This is a genomic window from Paenibacillus sp. FSL R5-0475, from assembly GCF_038004585.1.
Lineage (GTDB): Bacteria > Bacillota > Bacilli > Paenibacillales > Paenibacillaceae > Paenibacillus_AQ.
The window spans coordinates 7,037,263-7,062,580 of record NZ_JBBORK010000001.1 but is presented as its reverse complement, the minus strand read 5'-3'; the positions used below and the strand labels follow the sequence as shown (position 1 = coordinate 7,062,580).

Here is a 25,318-nt window from a genome sequence, read left to right as displayed (position 1 = left end):
ACTAATGAATTAATGAATTAATGGCAATGAGATTACAAAATGAGTACCTTCGTTAACTCTACTACTGACAGAGATACATCCGCCATGATTTTTGATGATTCGGTCACTCACGGATAGCCCAAGCCCAGTCCCATTCTCTTTTGTCGTAAAAAATGGATTGAATAACCTGTCCAGTGTACGGATATCCATGCCCTTACCGTTATCAGAAATGAACATACGGACCTCAGAACCCTCTCTGTGGGCTCCAACCTCTATTATACCCATTAGACCATCTGCTCTATCCGCAACGGCCTCCATAGCGTTTCTAATCAGGTTGAGGACTACCTGTTTCATTTGTTTTACATCTCCAGAAATCATCATATCTCCCTCCTGAAAAGGATGTAGATTGATCTGGCAACCTTTCATCAGGGCTTCGCTCTCTGTAAGCAGCACTACTTCCTTGAGTAAAGCTGACACAGGAATCATTCCCACTTGAGGAACTGACGGCTTGGAGGAAGTAAGGAATTCATGAATGATATCATTGGCACGATCGATCTCTGCCAAGATTATCTTGCCGTATTCCTGCTTCCCAAGCTGCTGTAGATGCGGGTGAAGCAATTGAATAAATCCACGAATTGCAGTTAATGGATTCCGGATTTCATGTGCAATAGATGCAGATAATTTACCTAGCATAGCCAAACTATCGTTCTGGTAAGCCGTTTGCTCAATCAACTTATAATCGGAGATTTCTTTAACTGTAAACAAATAACAACCCTTCATTTGCTCTCCACAGCATAATGTAACCTTCCAGTAACGGCCATACTCGTCTAAAAATTCATAATTTGATTTTCCTTTGTATACCATCTCTCTATAGCTTTGCAGTACTTGCTTTTTCTTAAAGCGGCTTAGTCTAACGTTAGATAATAGGTGTGATATTGTACAGCCGACAAGGGAGTGACGGGTTAATTCTAGCATCCCGTACATTTGCTTATTTACAAAACTTATAACTCCCTCTTCATCAAAAAGCATGATTCCGCTGTCAATATTCTCTAGTACATCCTCGTATGTAGTATCCACAGGCCCTGACTGATAGGTTCTTCCCGGTAATAGAAGACTTTCTTGATATTGGCTAATCACGATACGAAGTTCCCCCTTTTACTGCATTTGACGAAGACGCTAAAGCGACATCAAATTACTATGTATTTGAGTATATGACGAAGCCGCCAGAACATTCGGTAATCGTTGCACTTTTTCCAACCGGTTCAATTATATTCCAATCATATCCAAGTGAAGTAGACAACGCAATCAGAGAAACTGTCGAATGATAAAAAAATTCATAAAATGATTCCAAAGACATATAAAAAATCACATCTAATTATATTTATTACTATTAATTCGTTCAATTGATTTAAACACGTTTAAGAAAAATTCAGAAAAAGCTAAAAGCCCTCGCAGTTGCGAAGGCCTTGATAAAGAAATGGGTCAGACCCAAATTGTAAATAATCTTACGCTTTCTGTTGCAGACGAAGGCGTCTTTGACTCATCACAGCTAATCTTTTCTTCAATTCCCGTTCCCACTTCGTATCCTCAATCTGTTTGGCTACAGCAAGCAGGTCAAGCGCCATATCGATCTGACTCCGCACAATAGCTAGAGGCTCTTCACTCTCGATGTTAATGACATTCTCGAATATTGCAGTTTCGTCTTCCATGACATAGTCCTGAAAATCCACATCAGTAACACCGTCTCCATGTGCGTATTCCGCCAAGATCTCATACTCGTTTTCGACCTTATAGTGAACCTCTACACGATGACATACCGGACAAAAAAGCAGGGGAACATTATGGACTTGCGTGCGATAATGTTTAAGGGTTCCCTTTGTTCCTACCATACTCGCTCCACAGCAAAAGCTCATATTTGTTCACCCTCCTTAGAATAACTAACCCATCTGAGTTTTTATTATTGTATTACATTACCCCAATGGAGATTCCTCCACTCGAGGACATAATATAACTTTTCACGCCTATTTTCAAATCCATTTTTTATTTAAGTCTTTTTTGGTGCAAAAAACCTCCATACAGAAAAAACTTCTGCAAGGAGGTCGAAATCAGAATATCAAAGATCAGATAATAGCAGAACAACATTTAAAGGTTTCTGTCACCTGGTTTCCAGTTCATAGGGCATAAGCCACCAGATTGCAGGGCTTGCAGGACACGAAGTGTTTCTTCTACGCTGCGACCTACATCATTGTGATTAACGACCTGATATTTCAATTCACCTTCAGGATCAATGATGAACAATCCACGCAATGCAATACCTTCTTCTTCAATCAGAATGCCGTAGTCTTTAGCAACTTGTTTAGTAATATCAGCAGCAAGCGGGAAATTCAAACGGCCAAGACCATTCGAATCCTTAGGTGTATTGATCCATGCTTTGTGGCTGTGGATCGAATCTACACTTGCGCCGAGAATTTCTGTATCAAGCGCTTCGAACTGCGCAGCTGCTTCACTGAGAGCTGTGATTTCAGTCGGACATACAAAAGTGAAGTCCAGAGGATAAAAGAAGAATACCAGCCATTTGCCACGATAGTCGGACAGACTTACTTTACCAAAATCCTTACCATCACCTGATACGGTTTGCATAGTAAAATCTGGAGCTGGTCTACCTACTAAACGTTCAGCCATTGCCAAAATCCTCCTTTGATTATGTAAGAAACCAACCATTTCTTGTCGTGATATGCTGGAATAATTTACATCTTGTCTACATATCAAATGGTATCATCGTACAAAATCAAAGTCAATCTTAGACAAATTCCCCTATAATCGTAATTAGAAATTAGATTATATTATGCTTTGCGGATAGCTGCAACAATCAGGTCGCCCATTTCAGATGTACTGATCGCTTTGCTCTTATCTACGGCGATATCACTTGTACGGTGTCCTGCATCCAATACTTCAGCTACTGCAGCCTCTATCGCAGCAGCCGCATCCTCATAACCAAAGGTTAAACGGTACATTAGTGCTAAGGACAGGATTGTTGCAATCGGGTTCGCAAGTCCTTGTCCGGCAATATCAGGTGCGGAGCCGTGAACGGGCTCGTAGAGACCGTAGTTACCATCGCCCATCGAAGCGGAAGCAAGCATACCGATAGAGCCTGTCAACATCGCAGCCTCGTCGCTCAGAATGTCACCAAACATATTCTCGGTAACGATAACATCAAAGCTAGCTGGACGACGCAGCAGCTGCATTGCGCAGTTATCAACGAGTACATGCTCAACCTCTACCTCAGGATATTCTGGAGCAATCTTATTTACGACCTCACGCCATAAACGAGAAGTTTCAAGTACATTCGCTTTATCAACACTTGCCAGCTTATTGCGACGCTTGCCAGCAATCTCAAAAGCCTGACGTACAATTCGTTCCACTTCCATTACGTTATATACACAAGTATCCACTGCTTCTTCACCATGTTCACCTTGACGACGCAGTTTATCTCCAAAATAAATCCCACCAGTCAGCTCACGAACGACCATAAGATCGGTACCTTCCAGCACTTCTGGCTTCAATGTCGAAGCGTCCTTAAGGCAATCGAATACGACTGCTGGACGTAAGTTTGAGAACAATCCAAGTGCTTTGCGAATGCCAAGCAATCCGGTTTCAGGACGAAGCTCCTTAGAATTGTTATCCCACTTCGGTCCGCCTACAGCGCCCAGTAATACGGCGTCAGCACTGCGACAGATTTCCAGTGTATCTTCCGGCAGCGGTGTGCCTCTTTCGTCTATTGCAATGCCTCCAAAAAGAGCGTACTCCGTTTTAAAAGCATAACCAAATACTTCTTCCGTTGCTTTCAATACTTTTTCTGCTTCAGCTACTACTTCAGGTCCAATACCGTCCCCTGCGATTACGGCGATTTTTTTAACCTCACTCATCTCAGTCACTCCTCAAGTGGTCTGCTCTAACAGACATAGTTCTTCTTTATATTGTTGTATCATACCCAGTCGTAAAGGACAAAGATATAGATTCTATTGAGTTGATAGGCATAGCCTATCAACTCAATGAGATAAGACAACTTATCCAAATTGCCGCTTCATATTTGCTCTTATTTGCTCTTATTTCTGAAGATGTTTACAATTAAGTTGAAATCATCTACCTAAGGAGTGAATGCGAAGTGCAATATGCTAAGCTTGGTAAATCCGGTATGAAGGTCAGTCGGCTATGTCTCGGAACAATGAACTTCGGCCCACAAACAGATGAACAAGAAGCCTTCCGTATTATGGACGCTGCACTCGACGCAGGTGTTAATTTTTTTGATACCGCTAACATTTATGGTTGGGGTGAGAATTCCGGTTTAACAGAAACGATTATTGGTCGTTGGTTTAAGCAAGGTGGTGGGCGACGTGAAAAGGTCGTGTTAGCTACCAAGGTATACGGTGCAATGAGCGATAAGCTCGATGGGCCTAATGATGAGGGTGGACTATCATCTTATATTATACGCCGCCATCTAGAGGGGTCTCTGCAGCGTCTCCAGACCGATCATATTGAATTGTACCAGATGCATCACGTTGACCGTAGTGTCTCTTGGGACGAGCTGTGGGGGGCTTTCGAGCTTGCTGTAAACCAAGGAAAGATTGGTTATGTCGGCTCCAGTAACTTTGCGGGATGGGATATCGCTGTAGCCCAACAAGAAGCGAAGGCACGTGGCTTTTTAGGTTTGATTTCTGAGCAGCATAAATACAGCCTCACCTGTCGCCTTCCTGAACTTGAAGTATTACCCTCCTCTCTCCATCATGGATTAGGCGTTATTCCTTGGAGCCCACTGGATGGAGGTCTTCTTGGACGCAATGCACTTAAGAAAATAGAAGGCAGCCGCAGTGGAGGAAATGCTGAGCGCGTAGAGCAATACAAAGATCAACTTGAGGCTTTTGCAAGCTTATGTATAGAGCTTGGGGAACCACAAGATAATGTAGCACTAGCATGGTTATTAGCCAATCCTGCTGTAACCGCACCAATTATTGGACCACGCACACTAGAGCAATTCGAGAGTGCACTGCGCAGTCTTGAGATTGTGCTAGATGAATCTGTCCTTAAACGTTTAGATGAGATCTTTCCAGGACCGGGCGGAGAAGCTCCTAAAGCTTACGCTTGGTAGGTTTCTTATAATTTGAAAAAGGGCGCTAAGGCTTCAGCAGAACCAATCGCTGAAGCCTTAACTCCCTTTCTTGTTCGTACTTATTCAGCTGTGTCCACGGTCACACTTCCATTACTCGTACTTAAGTCCACAGTATAAGTTCCTTTACCAAGAATGGCAGTGCCAAAGCTGTCCCCGTCTAGATCCCAAGGGACATTCCCCTTTAGTGAGCCATTGCTAGTATCCGCTGTAATCTTCGCATCGGACACAGTTGGCAATCCCACCGTAATCTTTCCGTTACTAGACGAACATTTCCATTTTCCAGTCACTGCTGAATTAATAGTGATCTTGCCGTTGCTGCTCTTTGCGGTCAACGCTCCATCTATATTATCCAATATAATCGCACCATTAGAGCTTTTGAGCTGCGCTCCACCTTGGATGTTCTGAACAGTCAGTGAGCCATTGCTGGTATCTGCCTCAACTCCGCCAGCAACATCATGAATATTTATAACCCCATTACTAGTGTCAACCACTAAGCCAGACTTTAAATCCCAGGCTTCTATTGACCCGTCACTAGTATCTACCTCAACGGCAAGGCTGCTAGGTACACTTACATTTAAATAAGGACTTTTAGTATTAAATCCAAACTGAATATTAGAGAACCAATTATGATCTGTATCAAGCTCCATAATCAGTGTATCTCCCTCAGTTTTTACTTTCCATTTCTTTTCCAACGCACTTTCGGCTTCACTTTGTGATTTTCCAGGTAGGAGTAAGCTTCCCTCATAATCCAATGAGCTTCCATCTATTCCCTCGACCTTTACTTTTCCACTTGGAAGTACGATTTTCAGCGTCGTAATATTGTCTTTCACTTCGAGATTGCCGCTTAGTGGAGTTAAATGTGTATTCCCGATTAAACTGCTAAGTGAGCCGCCGGCCATTACGCTCTGTGCACTGCTTGCTCCAACCAACAGGATGATCAATAGGATTGCCCAACCGCTCACACGACTTTTGGCATCGGATTTGATAAACAATCTTAGCAACATCTCGAGTCCGAACAGGATCAACAGTGCTGGCCATAAATAACCAAGTACTTCATAGCTGATCATATTATACTGAGCCATCACAATAATGACACCAAGTGCAATGCAGCCTATAGCTGCAGTAAAACTCCCGATTTTCCATCTCCCCATAGTCAAATCCCCGTTTCTTACGCTCTCGTATTGTTTCTTAGCATCTTCAGACCGTACGCAATCAGACCCAGTGATAACAAGATCGTACCAATGTTAATCTCAATTAACATTCTCCAAAGCGTCGGAAATGCTGAGATCACCAGCATAAGGAACCCAGCAACAACACATCCAACACCAACCCAAGCCGGATTCACATCTTCATGTGGGTAACCCGGCATAGAGGACATCCCCATCGTCCAAGGTTCTCCGAAGCTGTCAGGATGGAACATCATACGCTCATGTTCGGCTGCAGTTATTTTCATCCAAGCCGCTTTCTGCAGGGCATCAAACAATTGGTAAAACCATAGTGCAGCTAGCGCAAAAGGGAAGATCATGGGCTCAGACGGAATAAACATAATACATAAGGAAGCCCCGATCATAAACTGCAGCCCCTGCTTTTTGAAACCTAAGTACAAATGACCTACACCAGGAACCATAGCTAGCATAAAAGTGAGCCAACGTCTCTTCTTAATCATAATACATCCTCCTAAAATTTGGATAGCATAAACTTTTCAGTTTACCTGAATCCATCTATTATTTATAAATCTCTTTATGACTATTTTCTAAAACCACCAAACCATTGGGTCACCGAATTCGACACATGACCATTAATTTCAGTAATCCCATAAGCCAAATTCTCAAAAACGCCAAACTGTAACAATAAGAAGCTCAAGCAGGCAGCCACCGCATAATGCATCCAAGATGTTCTAGGAGCATAGCGACGTCTTACGCTTGTCGCTTTAACCGCTCGCTTTCTGCGTCCTGTTTCGAGCTGCTCGATATGGGCCATAACACCTGCTGCGAGATCTGGAAAGTCCATCTGTTCATGCTGATATTCACTGTCCGTTTCCATTTCTGACCAAAGAGCGGACATTTCCTTAGCTTCCTCCAGCCACTGCGCGCAATCAGGACAGGATTGTATGTGCAACCGGATACTCAGCTCCATATCTGGAGACAGTAGGCCGTCAATGTAATGTGGCATCCATTCCTTCACTATTGCACAATTCATCGCAATTCCTCCCTTTGTCTACGCATCATCTGTCTGGCACGATAAAGCTGCGATTCGATAGTCTTAACGGAAACACCTTTTTGCTCCGCTATCTCTTGATAAGAATTTCGCTGAAAATAGTACAGCTGTACGACCGACCGGTACGGTTCCGCAAGGCTGTTCACATTCTCACCCAGCTCAGCTGATTGTTCCTGCTCTAGCACCTCTTGCTCTGGTGTTTGAGACGTTACCCAATCATTCTCAGTGTAATCAGCTGCACTCCGATGCCTCCACTCCCTATCATTGGCCCGTTTCCAGTCCAGACAGGTTCGATAGGCTATCCGATAAAGCCATGTCGAGAAGGTAGACTGTCCTCTGAAGGAGGGGAGCGCTTTGTATGCTTTTATAAAAACCTCTTGGGCCATATCTTTGGCCGATTCGGCTTCTCCAGTAATCTTGACGCACACTCTGTATACCATGCCTTGATAACGTGTCACCAAATGCCCAAAGGCCTGATGCTCACCGTTCAGCACAGCAGAAATCCATTCCGCCTCTTCCAGCTTTCTCCCCTCCTTCACCTACATAACGTTAGACGCCAGCCAATTCTAATCCCCTGCAACTTTTTTTAATTTTCGAAATATTTTTGGGAAAGGAATATATTGTTTTTTGTCGAATAATGTTTAATTACTATGACTAAAAGAAAACTCTTTCTAATTATCGTGCTATTTCTTACAATACTTACTGGATTTCGCTTCCTATGGGTTTGGGCATCGCCTCATGCCATACAACCACAATTAGTCAAAGGAGTTCTCGATTTACGGAATAAAGACTTAAATCAAGACAAGCTCCTTACCTTAAAAGGCCAATGGGAGTTCTATCCTAATACGCTGCTTCCCACTTTCAATAAAGAATCTCTAAACAAAGCTCCCCCTAAAAAATATATACAAGTCCCGGATCAGTGGAACGATGCCATTCATAATGGCGAAAAGTCTGCTTTTGGCTACGGCTCTTATCGGTTACGGATTCTTGTAGATAAAAACGAAAAGCAGTCTTATGGCATACTCATATCCGGGGTTCGGACTTCTTCGGAAATATATATCAATGGTGAACTACTGGGAAATTCAGGTTCTCCATCTGCCAATAAAGAAGACTATGTTGCTCGTGTATTACCTTACTCCGTATCTTTTACAACGGATAAGACTGAAATTGAAATTGTGATTCATGTAGCCAACTACTCTTTATCTCATACAGGCGGTATTGTTAAACCCATTTTATTTGGTAACGAAAAAACCTTAACACATCAGCGGATCGTTTCCATAGGCCTTCAACTGTTATTATGTGTAGTACTTCTACTTCATGCAGTCTATGCAGCAATATTATATACCATTGGTCCGCGGCAAAAGATGTTGATCTATTTTTTTCTGTTGGTAATTTCCGCTATAACTACAGTACTCATTGATGATGACAAGCTTTTGCTGCATATGCTTCCCTTAAACTACCAATGGAGCTTAAAACTATTAATCATATCTAATATTATGGCTTTTATATTCATCTTACTGACAAGCAAGCAACTAATGTTCCATAATTTAAAAATTAAAAGCGTTCGGATCCTGACCAGCTTATCCTTGGTACATATCCTTTTCATACTGCTTGGTCCCGTTGTCCACTATTACGAATCATATACGCTTCTTTTTTTCATCAATATATTCGTTCTATCATTAGAAGTTGTAGTTCTCTTTCTGAAATCTGCGCTTAAAAACAACGATGGCTCTATTTTTCTATTGCTATCTATCCTAGCCATCATTAACAGCAATCATTGGGGATTGTTCAAAAATTTCGATCTGGTTGACGTTACCTATTATCCTTTCGACCTGATTATTGCCTTTTTATGCTTTGCGACTTTTGGGTTTAAGCGCTATTTCTGGAATGTTAAGCAGACTGAAAATCTGGCAAAAAGCCTTCAAAGAACCGTTACGCAAAAGGATGATTTCCTAGCTAATACCTCTCACGAGCTGAAAAACCCTCTACATAGCATCATTAATATTGCTGAGACCGTCTTAGACAGTGAGAGAGACTCTTTAATGCATCAGAACGCAAATAATCTAGAACTGCTAATTACCGTCGGAAGACGTATGTCTTTACTGATAAACGATCTTCTAGATCAATCACAGCTTCGTGAAAGCAACATTCAATTACAGTTAAGAAATGTTCCCATTCAATCCGTAGCTGTTGGCGTACTCGATATGCTCAAGTTCCTAACGGAAGGTAAGCACATTACACTAATCTCGGAGATTCCCGACTCGTTTCCTTCTATTGTGGCAGATGAGAAAAGGCTCATTCAAATTTTGTTCAATCTGCTTCAAAATGCTGTGAAATATACGAGTGTAGGCTCAGTTAGGGTCCATGCGAATATTCATAAGGGTGTGGCGCGCATCCATATTACGGATACTGGCATTGGAATGAACGAGGAAACACAGCTTAGAGCCTTCCAACCCTATGAACAGGGTGACTCAAGCGTGACAGCAATAAGTGGTGGAATTGGATTGGGCTTAAGTATTTGTAAACAGTTAGTTGAACTTCACGGTGGAGAGATTAGCGTAAAATCTTCACTTGGCAAAGGCTCTACTTTTACTTTTACTATGCCTCTATCCGATTCAAACATTCAAAAATTCAATTTAGAATTCTCAACAGTGACTGAATACACGGACAAACTATCTCATATTAGTCTATCCGAATTTAACACTACATCTGCTACTTCAACGGTTGGAAGAAGACCTAAGATTTTGGCTGTCGACGATGACCCGGTTAATCTAAAAATCCTTACTAGCGTACTATCCATCAAAGACTATGAAATGGTTACGGTAACCAGTGGAATTGATGCTTTAATAAAACTGGATACTGATCAATGGGATTTAATCATTACAGATGTAATGATGCCCCAGATGTCCGGCTATGAATTAACACAGAGAATTCGTGAACGTTTTACTATAGCTGAGCTTCCTATTCTACTTCTGACCGCACGTAGCCAGCCGGAAGATATCTACACCGGATTTGTTTCGGGCGCGAACGACTATGTAATGAAACCCATGAACGCTATGGAGCTAAGAGGACGGGTACGTTCCTTAACAGACTTAAAACAGTCCGTAAATGAACGGCTTCGTCTGGAAGCAGCATATCTTCAAGCGCAAATACAACCACATTTTTTATTCAACACATTAAATTCTATATCTGCTCTGGCATCTTTTGATACACAGCGTATGGGTCACCTTATTGATGCCTTTAGCTCTTATTTACGCTTAAGCTTTAACTTCTTGAACGCTGAGCCGATGATACCGATTGAACACGAGCTTGAGCTTGTCCGTGCCTATCTGTACATAGAGAAAGAGCGCTTTGAGGACAGGATGACCATCAACTGGGAGTTAACAGAAAATCTACATTTTCAGTTACCTCCCTTGACCATTCAGCCACTCGTTGAAAATGCCGTTAGGCATGGTATATTAAGCCGCTCCAAAGGAGGTATGCTTTCAATATCCATCAAAGAACTAGCTGATGACATCGAGATTACAATCGCTGATAATGGTAAAGGTATGACTTCCGAGCAACTTCAGCAACTGCTGAGCAGTCAGTCTAATGTAACAAGAGGGATTGGATTTCTTAATACACATAAACGCTTGTTACGTGTCTATGCTAAGGGTTTGCAAATTAAAAGCAAGGAAGGGCTAGGTACTTCAGTAAGTTTCATAATCCCTTCTGAAAAAAGAAATATGAATCGCAAAAATACCTAGTTACAGACAGACAATAATGAACCGAAATATAAGTAAGAGTTTATTGTTTTTTGCTAAAAAATACTATATTGAGTGGTGAAATAACAATGATTCAAGCAGTATTGGTGGACGATGAACGCCTTGCTCTCGTAAAGTTAGAATTCATGTTAAAAGAAATGGAAGCTGTTCATATCATCGCGTCCTATACAGATCCTGTTCAAGCTATACAAGAAGCTCCAGCCTTGGAGCCTGACGTTATTTTTATTGATATTGAAATGCCAGAAGTGAGCGGACTTCAGGCTGCCGCAATTCTGCAAGAGGTGTGTCCAAACGCTAATATCGTTTTCGTGACCGCGTATAACCAATATGCAGTGGAAGCCTTTGAGCTAAATGCGATTGATTATATTTTGAAGCCTGTGCGACATGACCGTTTATTCAAAACAGTACAACGCTTGGAGGACAGATTGAGGTTTGCACCAAAAAGCACAGAGGTAGCACATGAACTAACGATTCGTTGTTTTCAATCGCTGCGTTTTGAACGAGGAGGACAACCTTTAAACAATCTCCGTTGGAGAACTTCTAAGGCACAAGAATTGTTTGCTTTCTTGCTTCATAATCGCAATCGATTCGTCAGTAAAGATACCCTGATTGACCTACTATGGCCAGATTTCAACCTTAAAAAGGCTTCTACCCATCTCTACACAACCATTTATCAAGTACGGCAATGTTTAAAGCAGAGTGAGGTAGATCTGCATATCAGCAACGTTAGTGGCGGGGAAGGGTATACGCTTGAGACCGGGCCGCTTCTAATCGATGCAGCCCAGTGGGAGCACAACATTCTTGCACTCGAATCCATCGGAGAGAACAATTGTTCAGAACATCAAACCTTATTTGAACTTTATTCGGGGGATTATTTTGGAGATTACGATTATTTGTGGGCGGAGGGCGAACGACAACGTCTGCGCACCATTTGGCTACACCATGCTATGGGAATGGCCCAGTTCTATATCGACAACAACAGAGTTCCCGAAGCTGTCACCGTGTATCAAAAGGTAGTACAGCTTCAGCCCTATTTTGAACAAGGACATTTAGGATTAATGAAGGTCTACGACAGTATTGGGGAACGATCCGCAGTGGAAGAACAATATAAGAATCTGACGGAATTATTGAAAGGCGATCTAAGTATTGGTCTTCCGGCCGTTGTTCAAGATTGGTATGAAGAATGGGAACTACATAACCTTAGAATACGCAGCAAGAAATAGTTTCTATTTATCAAAGACACCCGGATCTATTCGGGTGTCTTTGTTGTTACGATATATTAATTGCTGCGTTTGAAACAGCTAGTTAAACGAAGCTAGCGAATTACGCAAGATTGAACAAACTTGTCCGAAGCAAATTCAAACATTGTTCAATAAGCCGCAATTCTAACATGTTGTTGGCAGAGCTATGCCCTATTATCCTAGTTCCGGTTGATCTACGAAGGTAACAGCGGTATCTGAAGTGCTGTGCAATTCAAAGATGACAATCTCATTGTCGCCTTGTTTCAATAGAGGACCTGGCACATACATTGTTTTCTGTGGTCCGATATTCCAATAGCGTCCAAGGTTGAACCCATTAATGAACACGACGCCTTTAGTCCATCCTTCCATGCTCAAGAACGTATCACAAGGTTCATCCACAACCAAGGTGCTGCGGAAGAAGCTAGGTTCCATTTGCCTGAATAAACCTTCAAACTGCAGACCAGATAAATCCGTTAATGGCAACGTATAAGTCGTCCATTCCGACAGAAACTGCCGTCCATAACGTACCCCTTCGGTAATCCCTTTACAATCTCTCATAAAAGGACCATAGTTGACACGTCCTAAATTCTCCACAAGTATACTAACATGCAGCCCTTCGGCCGGAACCTCGAACTCTAATTTCACCTCTGGCTCTACACGATCTAAGGTTGCAGTGAGCTCTCCATTCAGAAAGACTAATGCACGATCATGTAAATCCTGGATGAAGAACTCATCTTTGGGACGAGGTCCTGTAAGGAACGTACTATAATGAATAAAGCCATAATCCTGACCCAATTTCTCCATCGATTCAGGGTATGCAGAGTGAATAGGTGCAGAAATACGATTCAAGTTTGCGGTAAGTGAAGTCTGCTCCTTCATCTCTACTCTCCCATATGCTCTCTTAGCGACAGGAGCTGGCAACTCAATGGGTCCGAGATCTACATATTTGGAGATCACTTCACGAACTGCATAATATTTAGCTGTCGGCTCACCGGATTCACTCAGTAAGGAATCATAGTCATAACTAGTAATTGTTGGTTCATAGCTGTCAAACGTATGTCCATTCGCTCCGTTGTAGAACCCAAAGTTAGTTCCGCCATGAAACATATAGAAATTAACGGATGCGCCTAAACTAAATATCTCATCCAATACCTTCGCTACATCCTCAGCCGGACGCGTATGATGCTCCTCACGCCAATGATCAAACCAACCGTTCCAGTATTCCATACACATGATTGGAGCCTCTGGTTGGTATTCACGGAGCTTGTTGAATGCTTCTACTGGACGTGATCCAAAGTTCACCGTCTCTAGCACACCTGGGACCATACCTCCCTGTAACATCGCGTCTTCAGGTCCATCGGAAGTGAATAGTAGTACATCTATCCCACGGGAAATCATGCTGTCTTTTAAATGAGTCAAATAGCGCTTGTCATTGCCGTAACTTCCGTACTCATTCTCAATCTGCATAGCAATGATCGGGCCACCATTTGTACATAACAGTGGTTGTAATTTGGGGAGCAATACATCATAATACGCATCTACATGATCTAGAAATGGCTTATGGTAGCATCGAAGACGCATATCCGAATCAGCTAGCAACCAAGATGGCAGTCCACCAAATTCCCATTCTGCACAAATATAAGGTGCGGGACGAACGATGACATGCAGACCCAAATCTCCTGCCAATTCAATAAACCGGACTACATCTGCCATACCTTCAAAATTATGTTGGCCTTTCTTCGGCTCGTGTAAATTCCATGCCACATAGGTTTCAACCGTATTGAAGCCGCAAGCTTTTAATTTGATAAGACGGTCTTCCCAATGTTCCGGCAGAGTCCGAAAATAATGGATGGCCCCTGAGATAAGCCGTATCGCCTGATCGTTATAATAAAAGGAAGATCCTGAATAATGAAAAGTTGCCATATTCTCAACACCTCGTAATGGTATGATCACTTAAGTAGAATATCTTGCTATCGCTTGATTGATCCGCTCTCTTGCCTCTAAGAGCCATGTTCCCTGATCCCTCGGGTATACAGAGAAGGTCAACGACGTACTCAGACCCTCTTCCATAATGGCTATCGTTGCTTTCTTGCCAATTTTCTGCTCAAGTAATTCTAGTGCGCGCAAATCCTGCAACCCTTCATATAGAACTTCCAGTCGAATGGATTCAATCGGGCCTTCTTCTCCCGGATAGACCAAGTAGGCATCTCCTGAGGGAAATGCATGCTCAGCGTCAGTCGTACGATAAGGGTCCAGCTGCTGATTCAATGAATATTGCGAGTACCAGAAGTTATAACCCCAATGCAAGAAGCCCTGTAATCCGAATTTATACAATTGAAACCCGATTATACGATTTCTAGCAGATGGCATGTTGAAAAACCGGTTGGATACTTGTTCACCTTGAGCGCAGCAATAGTACGTCCAAAGGTCTGGAACCTGATGTTCTAAGAACGGTTCAATATGCGTATTCGCAGGAATCGGCCTTTTCACCAGGCCCTGTTCATACAACTCCAATTCGGACAAAGCGTCCATGATCGGATAACTTGATAAATGTTTATAAATGATCTCACTTGCAGCTCGGTACGATTCCAAATGTTCCTCTCCTGGTTCATCTGAAATATGGAACCAGCTTTGCTGGTCTATTCCCTGCTCTTTCAAATATTGATCTAAGCAAGGTAAAAATTGATCCAAGAAACTACGGTATTCCGCCGAGGATGCGTCCGTATCCCAGCCAAATAGTTGCTGATCTTCACCTTGAATGGTTACCATTATTTTTGGTGCACATTTTGCACCCCATTGAGTAAATAAATGAGAGAACTCAAAGTATTTGAAGCCAAGTCGGCGGCACATCGATACCCAACGAGTAAGCAGATCAAATCCGAATTCATAACGATCTCCCGCTTTAGTCACGGAAATCAATTGAACGGTTGGACGTACTCCACCAATGGCTGTATCCAAAGGCGGTGTAAACAACGGAGTTAAGATCATGTTCATGCCATGCTTAACCATCGTATCTGCATAACGTTCTATAAGGGCCCAATGTGCTTCACTAAATACTTCGACACCATACTTTGTAGCAAGACAATCCACATGGAACCATTCCGTATGAATTAACTGTTGCGGCGGTAGTGTTGCAGGGATAACGGTTAACTCGAATACATCCGATTCACCTAACATCTGCCCTTCAGATGATTGGAAGAGGACCTGAATAGAGCGAAGCCCCGTACTCATTGTTTCATCCAAGGTTATCGTCACCCATAAAGATCGCCATTGTCCCGGGATCGATGAAATAGATTGTTGATCCAGCGTATACAATGGATCTGGATATAATCCCGGCGTAGTTCTTAGCACATCGTCATCATGATTTTTGAAACAAGGCATTTCTGAGGGAACAAGTCCAACGGATCTTATACATATTAGATCTGGAAGAGATGACTTTATCTCTACTTTAATATTCTTTAGAAGTGTATCTGAGGTATAAGCGACTTGGAACGAAAATGTTTCTCCGACAAGTGCGGTTGCACTGTGATAGGATTCATGATTCGGCACTTCATCAGCAAATACCTTAACCAACGAACTTAATAACATCGTCTGAAATGGCTGCGGGGCATTCATCGTTGCTTCACCTCTTCATCATTACAGACACTTTGTGCAAATTCTTTCAGAACAATACTGTTACCCTCGATGCGAGATTGCTCTGCTGCAAAAGCCATAAGGTGACTTTGAACGGAATGATTTGCTGATGTAAGACCTTGAATCTTCCCTTCCGCTCGAACCAGCTTAACAAAATCTTTGATTAACCCCATATCGCCGCCGCCATGACCAACATGACCACCTGCATTCTCGAACGAGATTCTCTCTACCTTACCGCTGCCAAAATGGATCACTTCAATTTCATTCTTCTCCATCGCACCGCGAATTTCCCCCGTGGTACCCATCAGCTTGAGGGTACGACTTACATCTTTGGTAAACGCACTCATTGTAAAAGCTATAGTTACGGAATTAGCAAATTCTAGATTTACCACTTGATGGTCGACGACATCATTATCACAATGATAGACACATCGTCCATAAGGTCCTTCCTGAAGAGCATTCAGTCGGGCTTCATAGCTTGGATCATCGCTAATTGCCGATGTAGGCCAATCCGTATCCTCCGTCAAATATTGATTAGGAGCATAATAGAGACATTTATCTGCTGCTGGGCATCCATCTGTGCAACGTAGCGGGGCTCCTTCCGGTGCTTCACTAGATTTGAAATGGGACAGTGAGCCGAAGGAAGACACTCGAACACATTCTGAATCTGTCAACCAGGAAAGAATGTCCAGATCATGACAGGACTTAGCAAGAATCATCGGACTGGACTCATCCTTTTTGCGCCAATTCCCTCTTACGAAGCTATGAGCTTGATGCCAGTAACCCACGTTCTCATTATGTTGAATGGACATCAATTGTCCGATCGCACCACTTTCCAGCAGTTCCTTGATCGTAGAGAAGAAATTGGTATATCTCAATACATGGCATATCGAGAAGACACGATTCACTTTAGAGGCCATTTCCCCCATAAGTACACATTCCTTGGCATCAGGGGACATCGGTTTTTCTAATAGCACATGATACCCTGCCTCCAGTGCTTTCATTGTTGGCACATAATGCTGATTGTCTTGGGTACAGATAAATACCGCATCTGCTACTTTCGGGGAGGCAAAAAAATCATCCCAATGGGTAAAGCACATATCATCAGCCAGCTTATGTCTTGCCTTAAATTTATTTCTCCGCTTCGCATTCGGCTCTGCAACAGCTACAACTTGAAGCTCATCGGGGTGCTGAATCGCATATTCTGAATAATTAATTCCTCGCAGGCCCGCTCCAATTAAAGCAACAGTAACTTTCTTCATCGCAATCTGCTCCTTCATATGAGACTTTATGCTATGTCTTTCCTCTATTTCTTTATTCTTTAACACTACCAACCGTCATTCCTTTTACGAAATACCTTTGTAAGAATGGATACACTACCATAATTGGCAATGCGCCCATGAATATTTGCGCCGTTCGGATCGTCTTCTCACTCAGGTTCTCCATCACCTTGAGCTGCTCAATGGACATCGATGACATCTGGGCATTGATAGACATAATCAAGGTAGAAAGATAGGTCTGTAGCGGATAATGCTCAGGTGAATTCAGGTAAAGGATACCGTCAAACCAAGCGTTCCAATGCCCAACTATGGTGAATAACCCAATCGTTGCGATGGATGGAAGGGATATCGGTAAATAAATTTGCCAAAGTACTCTCCAATGTCCGGCACCATCAATCGTAGCCGCTTCATCCAATTCTCTTGGAATAGATCTGAAGAAGTTAAGCATCAGAACCATATTCCATACATTCAATGCACCTGGTAAGATAAGTGCCCAAATGGAATCGATTAAGCCTGTATTCTTCACTACGATATACGTCGGAATTAAGCCGCCTCCAAAAAACATCGTAATCGCGAATATCCATACATATACGGTTCTAAATTTAAACTGATCATTCGATTTGGACAGCGGAAAAGCAGTAATAAATACTAGAAACAAGTTAACTACTGAACCGAGCACTACTCGTTTTACGGAGACTCCCAAGGAACGAAAGAACTCTACCTTTTCTCCTAAATATACATAAGCATCCCAGGAAAAGCCGACGGGCCAAAGCTTCACTTCTCCAGCCATCGCAGCTGTATTCGAGCTTAGTGAGATGGAGAGTAAGTGTACAAATGGGATAATGCCGAGTATGGTAATGAAAGTTAACAACAGCATATTGAACACGATAAATAACTTTCTGCTGAATGATTGTTTATGTAGCACCATCTCCACCTCCTAGAATATGCGGTAATTGTTAAATTTGTAAGCTGCATAGTAAGTTGTTGATACCATAAATAAAGATATTATCGATTTAAAGAGACCCACTGCTGCCGCAGGTCCAAATTGTTGGCTGAACATCCCCAATCGATAGACAAATGTATCTATTATATCTGCGCCTGCATATACAGTCGGGTTATACATAATCAATATCTGCTCAAAACCTGCGTTAAGAATACCACCGAGACCTAATACACTAAGTAAAATAATAATCGGTGCTATACCTGGAAGCGTAATGTTAAGCATTTGCTTCCATTTCCCTGCACCATCTACCTCTGCCGCTTCATACAGCGTCGCATTAATTCCTGTGATGGCAGCAAGCATGATGATCATATTGTAGCCCATGCCTTTCCAGACATCCGAGCCAATGATAATCCCCCGGAACCAACCATTATCAAGCATGAACATGATAGGTTCTAAGCCCATAGAGGAAATTAAGCCATTAATAGGTCCATTCAGAGAGAATAATTCAATAATGACACCCCCAAGGACGGTCCATGAAAGGAAGAACGGGAGGAAAATGGCGGATTGAATAAAACCTGCGAACCATTTCTTAGTAAGCTCATTTAATAATAGAGCTAGAATGAGCGGGACAAGCAGAGACAATACCATTTTGATGATAGCTATGACTAGCGTATTCCAAAGTACTTGCTTGAAATCCGGTAAATTAAATACATAACGGAAGTTATCTAATCCCACAAAATCGGATTTAAAAAAACCGGATAACGGCTCAAACTGTTGAAACGCCATAACCAGGCCGGCCATCGGTCCGTAGGCATAAATCAGTGTAACAATCACACCCGGTATTAACATGATATGAAGCGGATATTCTTTCTTCAGTGATTTCATAGATGCCCTCCTCACCAACTTACTCATTTTAAAACGGGAGGTGAGTCGGCTCACCCGACTCACCTCACCCGCTTTCTTGTCCCTATGATTTATTTCGTAGCTTCCGTGCTATACCATTCATTGACCTCATCGATAATTTCATTACCGCCAAGTGCCTTCCAGCTATCCACGAATTTATCGAAATCATCAAGAGAACCACCCATGATAATCTTGGTAAAGGACTCTTGCATCAACTTATCCAGCTGACCGCCCTTTTCCACTACTGTTGGTGTAGGAAGACCGTAAAACTCGTTGTATACAAATTGTTGATTTTCTTTAATTTGTCGTGTTAAGCCCCAGCCACCGTCTTTTGCAGCCCGGCTATAATATTGACCCCAGTTTACACCTTTGGTAGCGTTAGATGTGTCGCCTGCCAGGAAGTCCTTAGTCGCTTTGAAAGTATCCGCAACGGTCTTATAATTTGCATCGTCTATTGTAATTTCAGTCTGATTAGCATCGAGCGCTTTGTTTACTTCCCTGTAAATCGTATCAATATCAACAGGGTTGGCAATCCGTGGGTTAAACCAGTTGTATACATAGCCATCTGCCGCTTTGTTCTTATCCTTGTATTTCTTATTACCAACTTCGATGTAGAAATTGAGCATCTTAATCGCTGCTTCTGGGTTCTTCATCTTTTTGTTCACAACGAAAATTTTGTTGCTGCGAATTTTTGGAACGAGTGATTTAGCTGGACCATCAATCCCTGGAAGCTGAATTGCAATCCAATCCGCCTTTGGATCTTTGTCTACGCTGGAGTTAAGCGGCCAGTTCGGATACCACCACTCTCCGTAGGAAATACCCACTTTACCTGCAGTCAGATCTTCTACAGCCTTATTCTCATCCTTTAGTGCAAACTCTTTATCAATAATTCCATCTTTATACCATGCTTGTAGCTTACCAAGTGCAGTCTTCACTTCAGGCTGAATCAATCCCGGTAACAATTTGTCATCGCCGCCTTTAATCCAAGCCGATTGTTTATCACCAACGGAAGGATAAGCACCGAATCCATTAAAGAAACCTCTGACATCAAATCCCCAAAAGAAGAGATTCTTTTGCATGGCGATACCATAGGTGTCATTCTTACCATTCTGATCTGGATCATTATGTGTGAATGCTTGTGCAACTTTCTCAAGCTCATCGATCGTCTTCGGTGCCTGTAAACCTAGATTATTAAGCCAATCTTGACGAATCCATAGCAGTTGCGTGGATAAAAAGGGATCTTCAAATGCAGGAATACCTAATTGCTTACCATCCGCACTAAACGTTTTCATCGCGAATCCACCATCTGAGTCCATATAAGCCTTAAGAGCTGGTGACGCATATTGTGCATAAGCATCTGTCAGATCAGCAAGCATATCTTGCTTTTTAAGTTTCTCATAGTTCTTCTGATCAACTTCTATCACATCGGGTAGATCCCCCGATGCCATGGCAAGCGAGAACTTCTGTTCAAACTGGGCAGAGGGAACGGTCCATTTGTATTTCACTTCAATATTCATCATCTCTTTGAGATCTTTCAGGTAGGCATTTTGTTCCGGTGTTATTCCGCTTGGAGTTCTTGGATCTTCTGGTGGATTATATCCTAGTATTTCTGTAACAGTGACCGTTTCCGGGTATTTCCCTAGCGGATCAGGTGCTGTGGCGCTGTCTGTCGCACTATTCGTAGTGTCTTCCTTAGGCGTAGATGGTGCATTCGCATTTCCATTCCCTTGACTTCCACATGCTGACAATAATGAAAGAATCATCGTTACTGACAAAATTATTTTCCATGGTCTCATTTTTTTCATCTGAACGCTTCCCCCCTTTGTTTGCTGCAATTCTTGTTGTTAATCAGTGTTCCTAGTTATTATTTTAGTCACAGAGGAAACCGCTTTCAATTTCACTTTTTTTACATCACTTTCACTTTATTTACTTATTTTGAATTTCGATATTCCTGTGGAGATAAACCCATCTTCCGTTTGAAGAATGTTGTAAAGTAGGATGGTGATTCAAAACCGACCCGGATGGCGATTTCATTTAATTTCAGAGTTGTATTCTTCATCAGCTGCAGAGCAACATGCAGCTTCGTCGACTGGATATACTCTAATAAATTTTGACCTGTCGTCTGTTTATAATAACGAGATAAATAGGACGGATTAAGATGCACCTCTGCAGCAATTGAGGTAAGGGATAAATCTCCAGATAGGTTCTCCTGCACAAACTGGTGAATTTGTTCGATGATTAGCGTCTTGAAATCTTCCTGCTCGATTCCTCCAGCTTTATGCATCGTATCCTCAAGTTGACTTAGTTTCTCAAGGTCTAAGATAAGCATGTGCTGACCTAATAAAGCTCTCTTAAGAATCATAGAGCGCACAGCTTCAACTTGAAGATGGATTGATTCCCAATGGTTAAGTAAATCCCCCGATATTCCGAATGAAACGCAGACACTTAGCAGCTCATCACACTCATTCTGTACAGGCTCTAATATCCCTCTCATATAAGCAACGATTCCAGGCCAATTTACCCCTTGATCTGGATAGCCACTACGAAAACGATTCAGCAATCCTTCATCTGGTTGAAGCAGCCATATGAATACACGATCATCATAAATCACTTCTTCACATGCAATAGATGCAGGCAGGTGATCATGGAAAATACGCTGAACTGACGGAGGCATTTTAAATTTAGGATCATCTAGTCGATCCAAGATACCAACAAGAAAGAACGAAGGACGATCTAATGCAATGCCGAACTCTACATCCTTGTAACGTACATTATTGAGTATAGAAGTAATAGACTCCCCGCTCAGCACCCGCTCCATCAGCTCTTTCTTTAGGAAGGAACTAGCGATTTGATAGTGCATTTGTGCCTTCTCCAATTGAAGTCTACGACGGTTCTCCTCGTCTAGCTTGTCGACTGCTGCCTTCACAGCTTGGAAAATAGGTTCAATTCCTTCCGTTTTCAGAATGTAATTGTCCACATTCTTACGAATCGCTTCGTATACATAATCAAATTCACTGTATCCTGTAAGGAAAATCACTCGGCATAATGGCCAATAATAGACGATTTCGTCCACGAGCTGGAGACCATTCTTCTGAGGCATACGAATATCGCTAACCAAAATATCCAATTTCGTTTTCTTAGCAATTTCAAGAGCTTCGCTTGAGGAGTAAGCTTTTCGTATATCCAGTTCAAATTCTGAGTTATCCTGAAACAGTTGGACTAATCCATTCACAATCACAGGCTCGTCATCTACGATTAGTAATCTATACATAATCACACTTCCTTACTCTCATATTTAACTATCAGTTCTACCCTCAATCCTCCGTATTTGCTGCGTGAGACAAACAAGCCACTATCTGGTCCGTACTTCAATTGGAGTCTATTATTAACGTTGATTAATCCCGTCTTCTCAACTTGTTTCAGACCCATCGCAAGTTTCTTCTGCAAGTACTCTATTTCCTCATCTTTTAAAAGATTGCCGTTATCTTCAATTGTGATAATTACTATTCCCTCTTCGCATTCGGCACCAATATAGACAACCCCTTGTCGGGAGTCGTCTTCGAAAGCATGCTCGAAAACATTCTCAACAATCGGCTGAATAATCAGCCTCGGTACTAAAATCGCGTTCGCCAAAACGGGTATTTCTTCATATTCGAAAGAAATACGATTCGAGAAGCGAATACACTGAATTTCACAATAATCAAGCGCATGCTGATACTCCTTAAAGAAAGCCACCTCGTCCGATCCACTTCTTGTGATGTATTGGTAGTAGCTCCCTAGCTTTTGTGAGAGCTCAGCCGCACTATCGGAATCTCCTACTTTACACATCATGTAAATATTAAAGAAGCTGTTATAGAGAAAATGCGGGTTAATCTGTGACTGCAATTGCTTCAACTGCGAATGCTGCAGGGCAATCTTCTGTTCATAATTCTCCTCAATAGAACGCTTAAGTCTAGAAGCCATACGATTAAAACTATTAAATATATAGTAAAACTCATCTTTGGTCTTTGACTCGATGACTAAATCAAGATTATCCGTTTCTACCATACGGAATGTCTTAACCAATTTGGATAAGGGCCTATGAATCATTAGATTTACCGAATAAGAATAAAGTATCATTACCACAATAGCGATGACGAAAGAGGCATATAGTAGTGTATTAAATTGGCTTAAGGGTCTTGTGATTTCATTCTGATTCACGTACATAATCAAGGATAGATTCAAAGAACTGATAAAGTTATGGGCAATAAAGTAACTTTTACCGTTCACCTTGTTTATTTCTGGGATATCGGAATTAAACTGATCCTGTTTGGTGATGAGCCTAAGGACCTCAGTAGATACTAACTGATCGTCTGTAGTAGATAGAATATTTCCCAGCTCATTACTTCCCAGAAATACCTCCGATTCTTGATATAAGGTTGCGATTTGATTTAGTGCCTCCAGTAGCTTACCTTTTGAGATTTCAATATACGACCAAAGCTCCGCATTACCTCCTGTTTCTATAAGGAAAATCGCATCACCGCTCCGATAGAATGAAGGCTTCTGCTTAACGTTAAGTAACGAGGAAATCTTTTCGTACTCCATATTAGGAATAGACGTGATCCCCGTCTTACCAGAGATCGTTTTGCCCAGAGACTTAATATATATCCCGGCGTTAACCACATATTCGCTTGAGGCAATGATCCGATTCAATAGATCTTCAGCATTACCGATTAATTCTACCTCTTCATACTTTTCTAAACTTTCGCCTCGGAAACTAAGCTTCTGTATGTTTTTATCTTCTTGAAATTGTAATTGTTGATTGCGGATGAAATATATCTCTTTATCCAGTTGCTTGGAATAGAACGACGCCCCAGCCAGGGATGAGTCCAAAATCGTATTTTTGGTGAATGACATCCCTTTATAATTCACCCAAATATTCATCGATATGAGCGGAATCAAAAAGACGATAAATACGATGACAACTTTCTGATAGACGAACCATTTTACTTTTCCCGTAGCCAGCAGCTTCATTCTCTACCTCCGTATCTACTCATTTTGAGCCCTTAAAGCTATAAAAAAGACCCGTAAAGTAGTCCTTTCCTCAAGGGAGGATTTTACGGGTAATGACTATTCTTTTAATTATAGATAAACATCATCACGTCATGCTAAGAAGACTTTCATCCCATCATAGGAAATGATGAAATTCTCCTCTGCTGTATTCTTAACTAAAGTATCATGCAACTCTGCGCTGTAGTGAGAGAAATGAGTCAGAATAAATGATGTACTAGTATCACAACTATTTTGGTCAAGCAAACGTTCTCTTACTATCCGACAACCGGAGATCCCCATATGATAATCATATCTATCCTCTAGCCCATAATTACAATCCAGACTAACAACGTCCAGGTGCTTATCACGTAGATAATTGAAGGTTTCATCACTGAATATACCACTATCATTGCCGTATAAGAATCTTGTGTTATTCTGCTCAAGTAGATAGATAAAGCTATGTTCATCCGGCTTGTGATGGGCTGGCAATGCGGTTACTGTCACTTCTCCAAGAGTGAAGGGCATGAAAGGCTGTATGATATGAAACTCGTAAAAAGGATCTTCAATCGTATCGGTTCCATAATCATAGCGAAGAGCTGATTTCATCGTTTCTTCTACCGTTTCATTTCCGTAAATATGCAGTTTTTTTCCACTCTCCTGCAGCTGACAATACCAATGTTCATGCCTCATCATGAGCTCTGCTGCTGCAAAATGATCAGTATGCGAATGCGTAACAATCAAATGATTAACTTTCCCCAAATCCAATTTGTAACGAAGCTTATTCATATACATGTCAGGTGAGAAATCCAGCAGCAAATCAGAGTTAATAAGCGCTCCTGTACGAGCGCGAATATTCTTGCCACCAAGCTCCATCGCCATAGAGCAACGTTCACATTGACAAAATAAAGCTGGATAACCCTCGCTTGCTCCAGTTCCTAAATACATAAATTCCATGGTATCATCTCCCAGCGCATTTTATGATAGCGCTTACTAATTAGTAAAAAAAAGATATATGCTAAATAGTGTCGCTGGCGCTACATTACGAATAATGAGTGAAAATCCCATTTTCGTCAAGGTTCACTTCGTTGGGAGTTGGGTAGTAAGTGAAGAAGGTTATGAAACGAGTAGCCATAGACCAAAAAAAAGCAAGGCTCCTCCAA

Annotated in this window: 20 protein-coding genes; 3 read left to right on the top strand and 17 right to left on the bottom strand. The window is 41.9% G+C overall.

Features of this window, described 5'->3' with window-relative positions:
- Positions 1 to 9 precede the first annotated feature (9 nt).
- The 4 genes from MKX41_RS31815 to leuB all read right to left on the bottom strand — a co-directional run bounded on the left by MKX41_RS31815 (position 10) and on the right by leuB (position 3,905).
- A complete protein-coding gene (locus MKX41_RS31815) occupies positions 10 to 1,116 on the bottom strand; it encodes an ATP-binding protein (RefSeq protein WP_042125133.1) in 1,107 nt (368 codons plus the stop codon).
- Between the two features lie 368 nt (positions 1,117 to 1,484).
- Positions 1,485 to 1,892, bottom strand: a complete 408-nt coding sequence (locus MKX41_RS31810) for a hypothetical protein (RefSeq protein WP_042125131.1) — start codon at positions 1,890 to 1,892, stop codon at positions 1,485 to 1,487.
- Positions 1,893 to 2,121: 229 nt separating this feature from the next.
- Positions 2,122 to 2,661 (bottom strand): peroxiredoxin, encoded by a 540-nt coding sequence (locus MKX41_RS31805; RefSeq protein WP_042125130.1) that lies wholly within the window; start codon positions 2,659 to 2,661, stop codon positions 2,122 to 2,124.
- A 161-nt stretch (positions 2,662 to 2,822) separates the two neighbouring features.
- A complete protein-coding gene (gene leuB, locus MKX41_RS31800; protein WP_340974698.1) occupies positions 2,823 to 3,905 on the bottom strand; it encodes a 3-isopropylmalate dehydrogenase in 1,083 nt (360 codons plus the stop codon).
- A gap of 239 nt (positions 3,906 to 4,144) precedes the next feature.
- On the opposite strand from leuB, the gene MKX41_RS31795 reads away from it, so the two are divergent.
- On the top strand, positions 4,145 to 5,125 hold the full coding sequence (locus MKX41_RS31795) for an aldo/keto reductase (RefSeq protein ID WP_339269454.1): 981 nt from the start codon (positions 4,145 to 4,147) through the stop codon (positions 5,123 to 5,125).
- A gap of 80 nt (positions 5,126 to 5,205) precedes the next feature.
- Here the strand turns inward: MKX41_RS31795 and MKX41_RS31790 are convergent, their stop codons facing one another.
- The 4 genes from MKX41_RS31790 to MKX41_RS31775 all read right to left on the bottom strand — a co-directional run bounded on the left by MKX41_RS31790 (position 5,206) and on the right by MKX41_RS31775 (position 7,902).
- Positions 5,206 to 6,297, bottom strand: a complete 1,092-nt coding sequence (locus MKX41_RS31790) for a DUF4097 family beta strand repeat-containing protein (RefSeq protein ID WP_339269452.1) — start codon at positions 6,295 to 6,297, stop codon at positions 5,206 to 5,208.
- A gap of 17 nt (positions 6,298 to 6,314) precedes the next feature.
- Positions 6,315 to 6,812, bottom strand: coding sequence for a hypothetical protein (locus MKX41_RS31785; protein ID WP_042185734.1), 498 nt, complete (start codon positions 6,810 to 6,812; stop codon positions 6,315 to 6,317).
- An 80-nt stretch (positions 6,813 to 6,892) separates the two neighbouring features.
- The gene (locus MKX41_RS31780; RefSeq protein WP_340974697.1) at positions 6,893 to 7,345 is read right to left on the bottom strand and encodes an anti-sigma factor family protein; all 453 of its coding nucleotides are present in this window, start codon (positions 7,343 to 7,345) and stop codon (positions 6,893 to 6,895) included.
- Positions 7,342 to 7,902, bottom strand: a complete 561-nt coding sequence (locus MKX41_RS31775; protein ID WP_042125119.1) for an RNA polymerase sigma factor — start codon at positions 7,900 to 7,902, stop codon at positions 7,342 to 7,344. The genes MKX41_RS31780 and MKX41_RS31775 overlap by 4 nt, the downstream gene beginning before the upstream one ends.
- Positions 7,903 to 8,013: 111 nt before the next feature.
- Here MKX41_RS31775 and MKX41_RS31770 point away from each other — a divergent pair, with 111 nt between their 5' ends.
- Together MKX41_RS31770 and MKX41_RS31765 are read left to right on the top strand one after the other, a co-directional pair.
- Positions 8,014 to 11,109 carry a hybrid sensor histidine kinase/response regulator gene (locus MKX41_RS31770; RefSeq protein WP_340974696.1) on the top strand — a complete coding sequence of 1,032 codons (3,096 nt, stop codon included), beginning with the start codon at positions 8,014 to 8,016 and terminating at the stop codon, positions 11,107 to 11,109.
- 86 nt (positions 11,110 to 11,195) lie between these two features.
- Complete coding sequence (locus MKX41_RS31765) at positions 11,196 to 12,350, top strand: response regulator (RefSeq protein WP_340974695.1); 1,155 nt, start codon at positions 11,196 to 11,198, stop codon at positions 12,348 to 12,350.
- Between the two features lie 192 nt (positions 12,351 to 12,542).
- Here MKX41_RS31765 and MKX41_RS31760 read toward each other — a convergent pair whose 3' ends face one another.
- From MKX41_RS31760 to MKX41_RS31720, 9 genes are all read right to left on the bottom strand, one after another.
- On the bottom strand, positions 12,543 to 14,291 hold the full coding sequence (locus tag MKX41_RS31760) for a glycoside hydrolase family 35 protein (RefSeq protein WP_340974694.1): 1,749 nt from the start codon (positions 14,289 to 14,291) through the stop codon (positions 12,543 to 12,545).
- A 30-nt stretch (positions 14,292 to 14,321) separates the two neighbouring features.
- Positions 14,322 to 15,983 carry a DUF4091 domain-containing protein gene (locus MKX41_RS31755; protein ID WP_076286335.1) on the bottom strand — a complete coding sequence of 554 codons (1,662 nt, stop codon included), beginning with the start codon at positions 15,981 to 15,983 and terminating at the stop codon, positions 14,322 to 14,324.
- Positions 15,980 to 17,263: a Gfo/Idh/MocA family protein gene (locus MKX41_RS31750; protein WP_340974693.1), complete on the bottom strand. Its 1,284-nt coding sequence runs from the start codon at positions 17,261 to 17,263 to the stop codon at positions 15,980 to 15,982. Before MKX41_RS31750 ends, MKX41_RS31755 begins: the two co-directional genes overlap by 4 nt.
- Before the next feature lie 52 nt (positions 17,264 to 17,315).
- Positions 17,316 to 18,209: a carbohydrate ABC transporter permease gene (locus tag MKX41_RS31745; protein ID WP_340974692.1), complete on the bottom strand. Its 894-nt coding sequence runs from the start codon at positions 18,207 to 18,209 to the stop codon at positions 17,316 to 17,318.
- 9 nt (positions 18,210 to 18,218) lie between these two features.
- Positions 18,219 to 19,109, bottom strand: a complete 891-nt coding sequence (locus tag MKX41_RS31740) for an ABC transporter permease (protein ID WP_339269438.1) — start codon at positions 19,107 to 19,109, stop codon at positions 18,219 to 18,221.
- 89 nt (positions 19,110 to 19,198) lie between these two features.
- Positions 19,199 to 20,932 (bottom strand): extracellular solute-binding protein, encoded by a 1,734-nt coding sequence (locus MKX41_RS31735; protein ID WP_340974691.1) that lies wholly within the window; start codon positions 20,930 to 20,932, stop codon positions 19,199 to 19,201.
- Positions 20,933 to 21,057: 125 nt separating this feature from the next.
- Positions 21,058 to 22,398 carry a response regulator transcription factor gene (locus MKX41_RS31730; protein ID WP_340974690.1) on the bottom strand — a complete coding sequence of 447 codons (1,341 nt, stop codon included), beginning with the start codon at positions 22,396 to 22,398 and terminating at the stop codon, positions 21,058 to 21,060.
- Positions 22,399 to 22,400: 2 nt separating this feature from the next.
- Positions 22,401 to 24,140: a sensor histidine kinase gene (locus MKX41_RS31725; RefSeq protein ID WP_340974689.1), complete on the bottom strand. Its 1,740-nt coding sequence runs from the start codon at positions 24,138 to 24,140 to the stop codon at positions 22,401 to 22,403.
- Positions 24,141 to 24,269: 129 nt separating this feature from the next.
- Entirely contained in the window at positions 24,270 to 25,112 is an 843-nt protein-coding gene (locus tag MKX41_RS31720) for an MBL fold metallo-hydrolase (RefSeq protein ID WP_042125099.1), read from the bottom strand.
- Between the last annotated feature and the right edge of the window lie 206 nt (positions 25,113 to 25,318).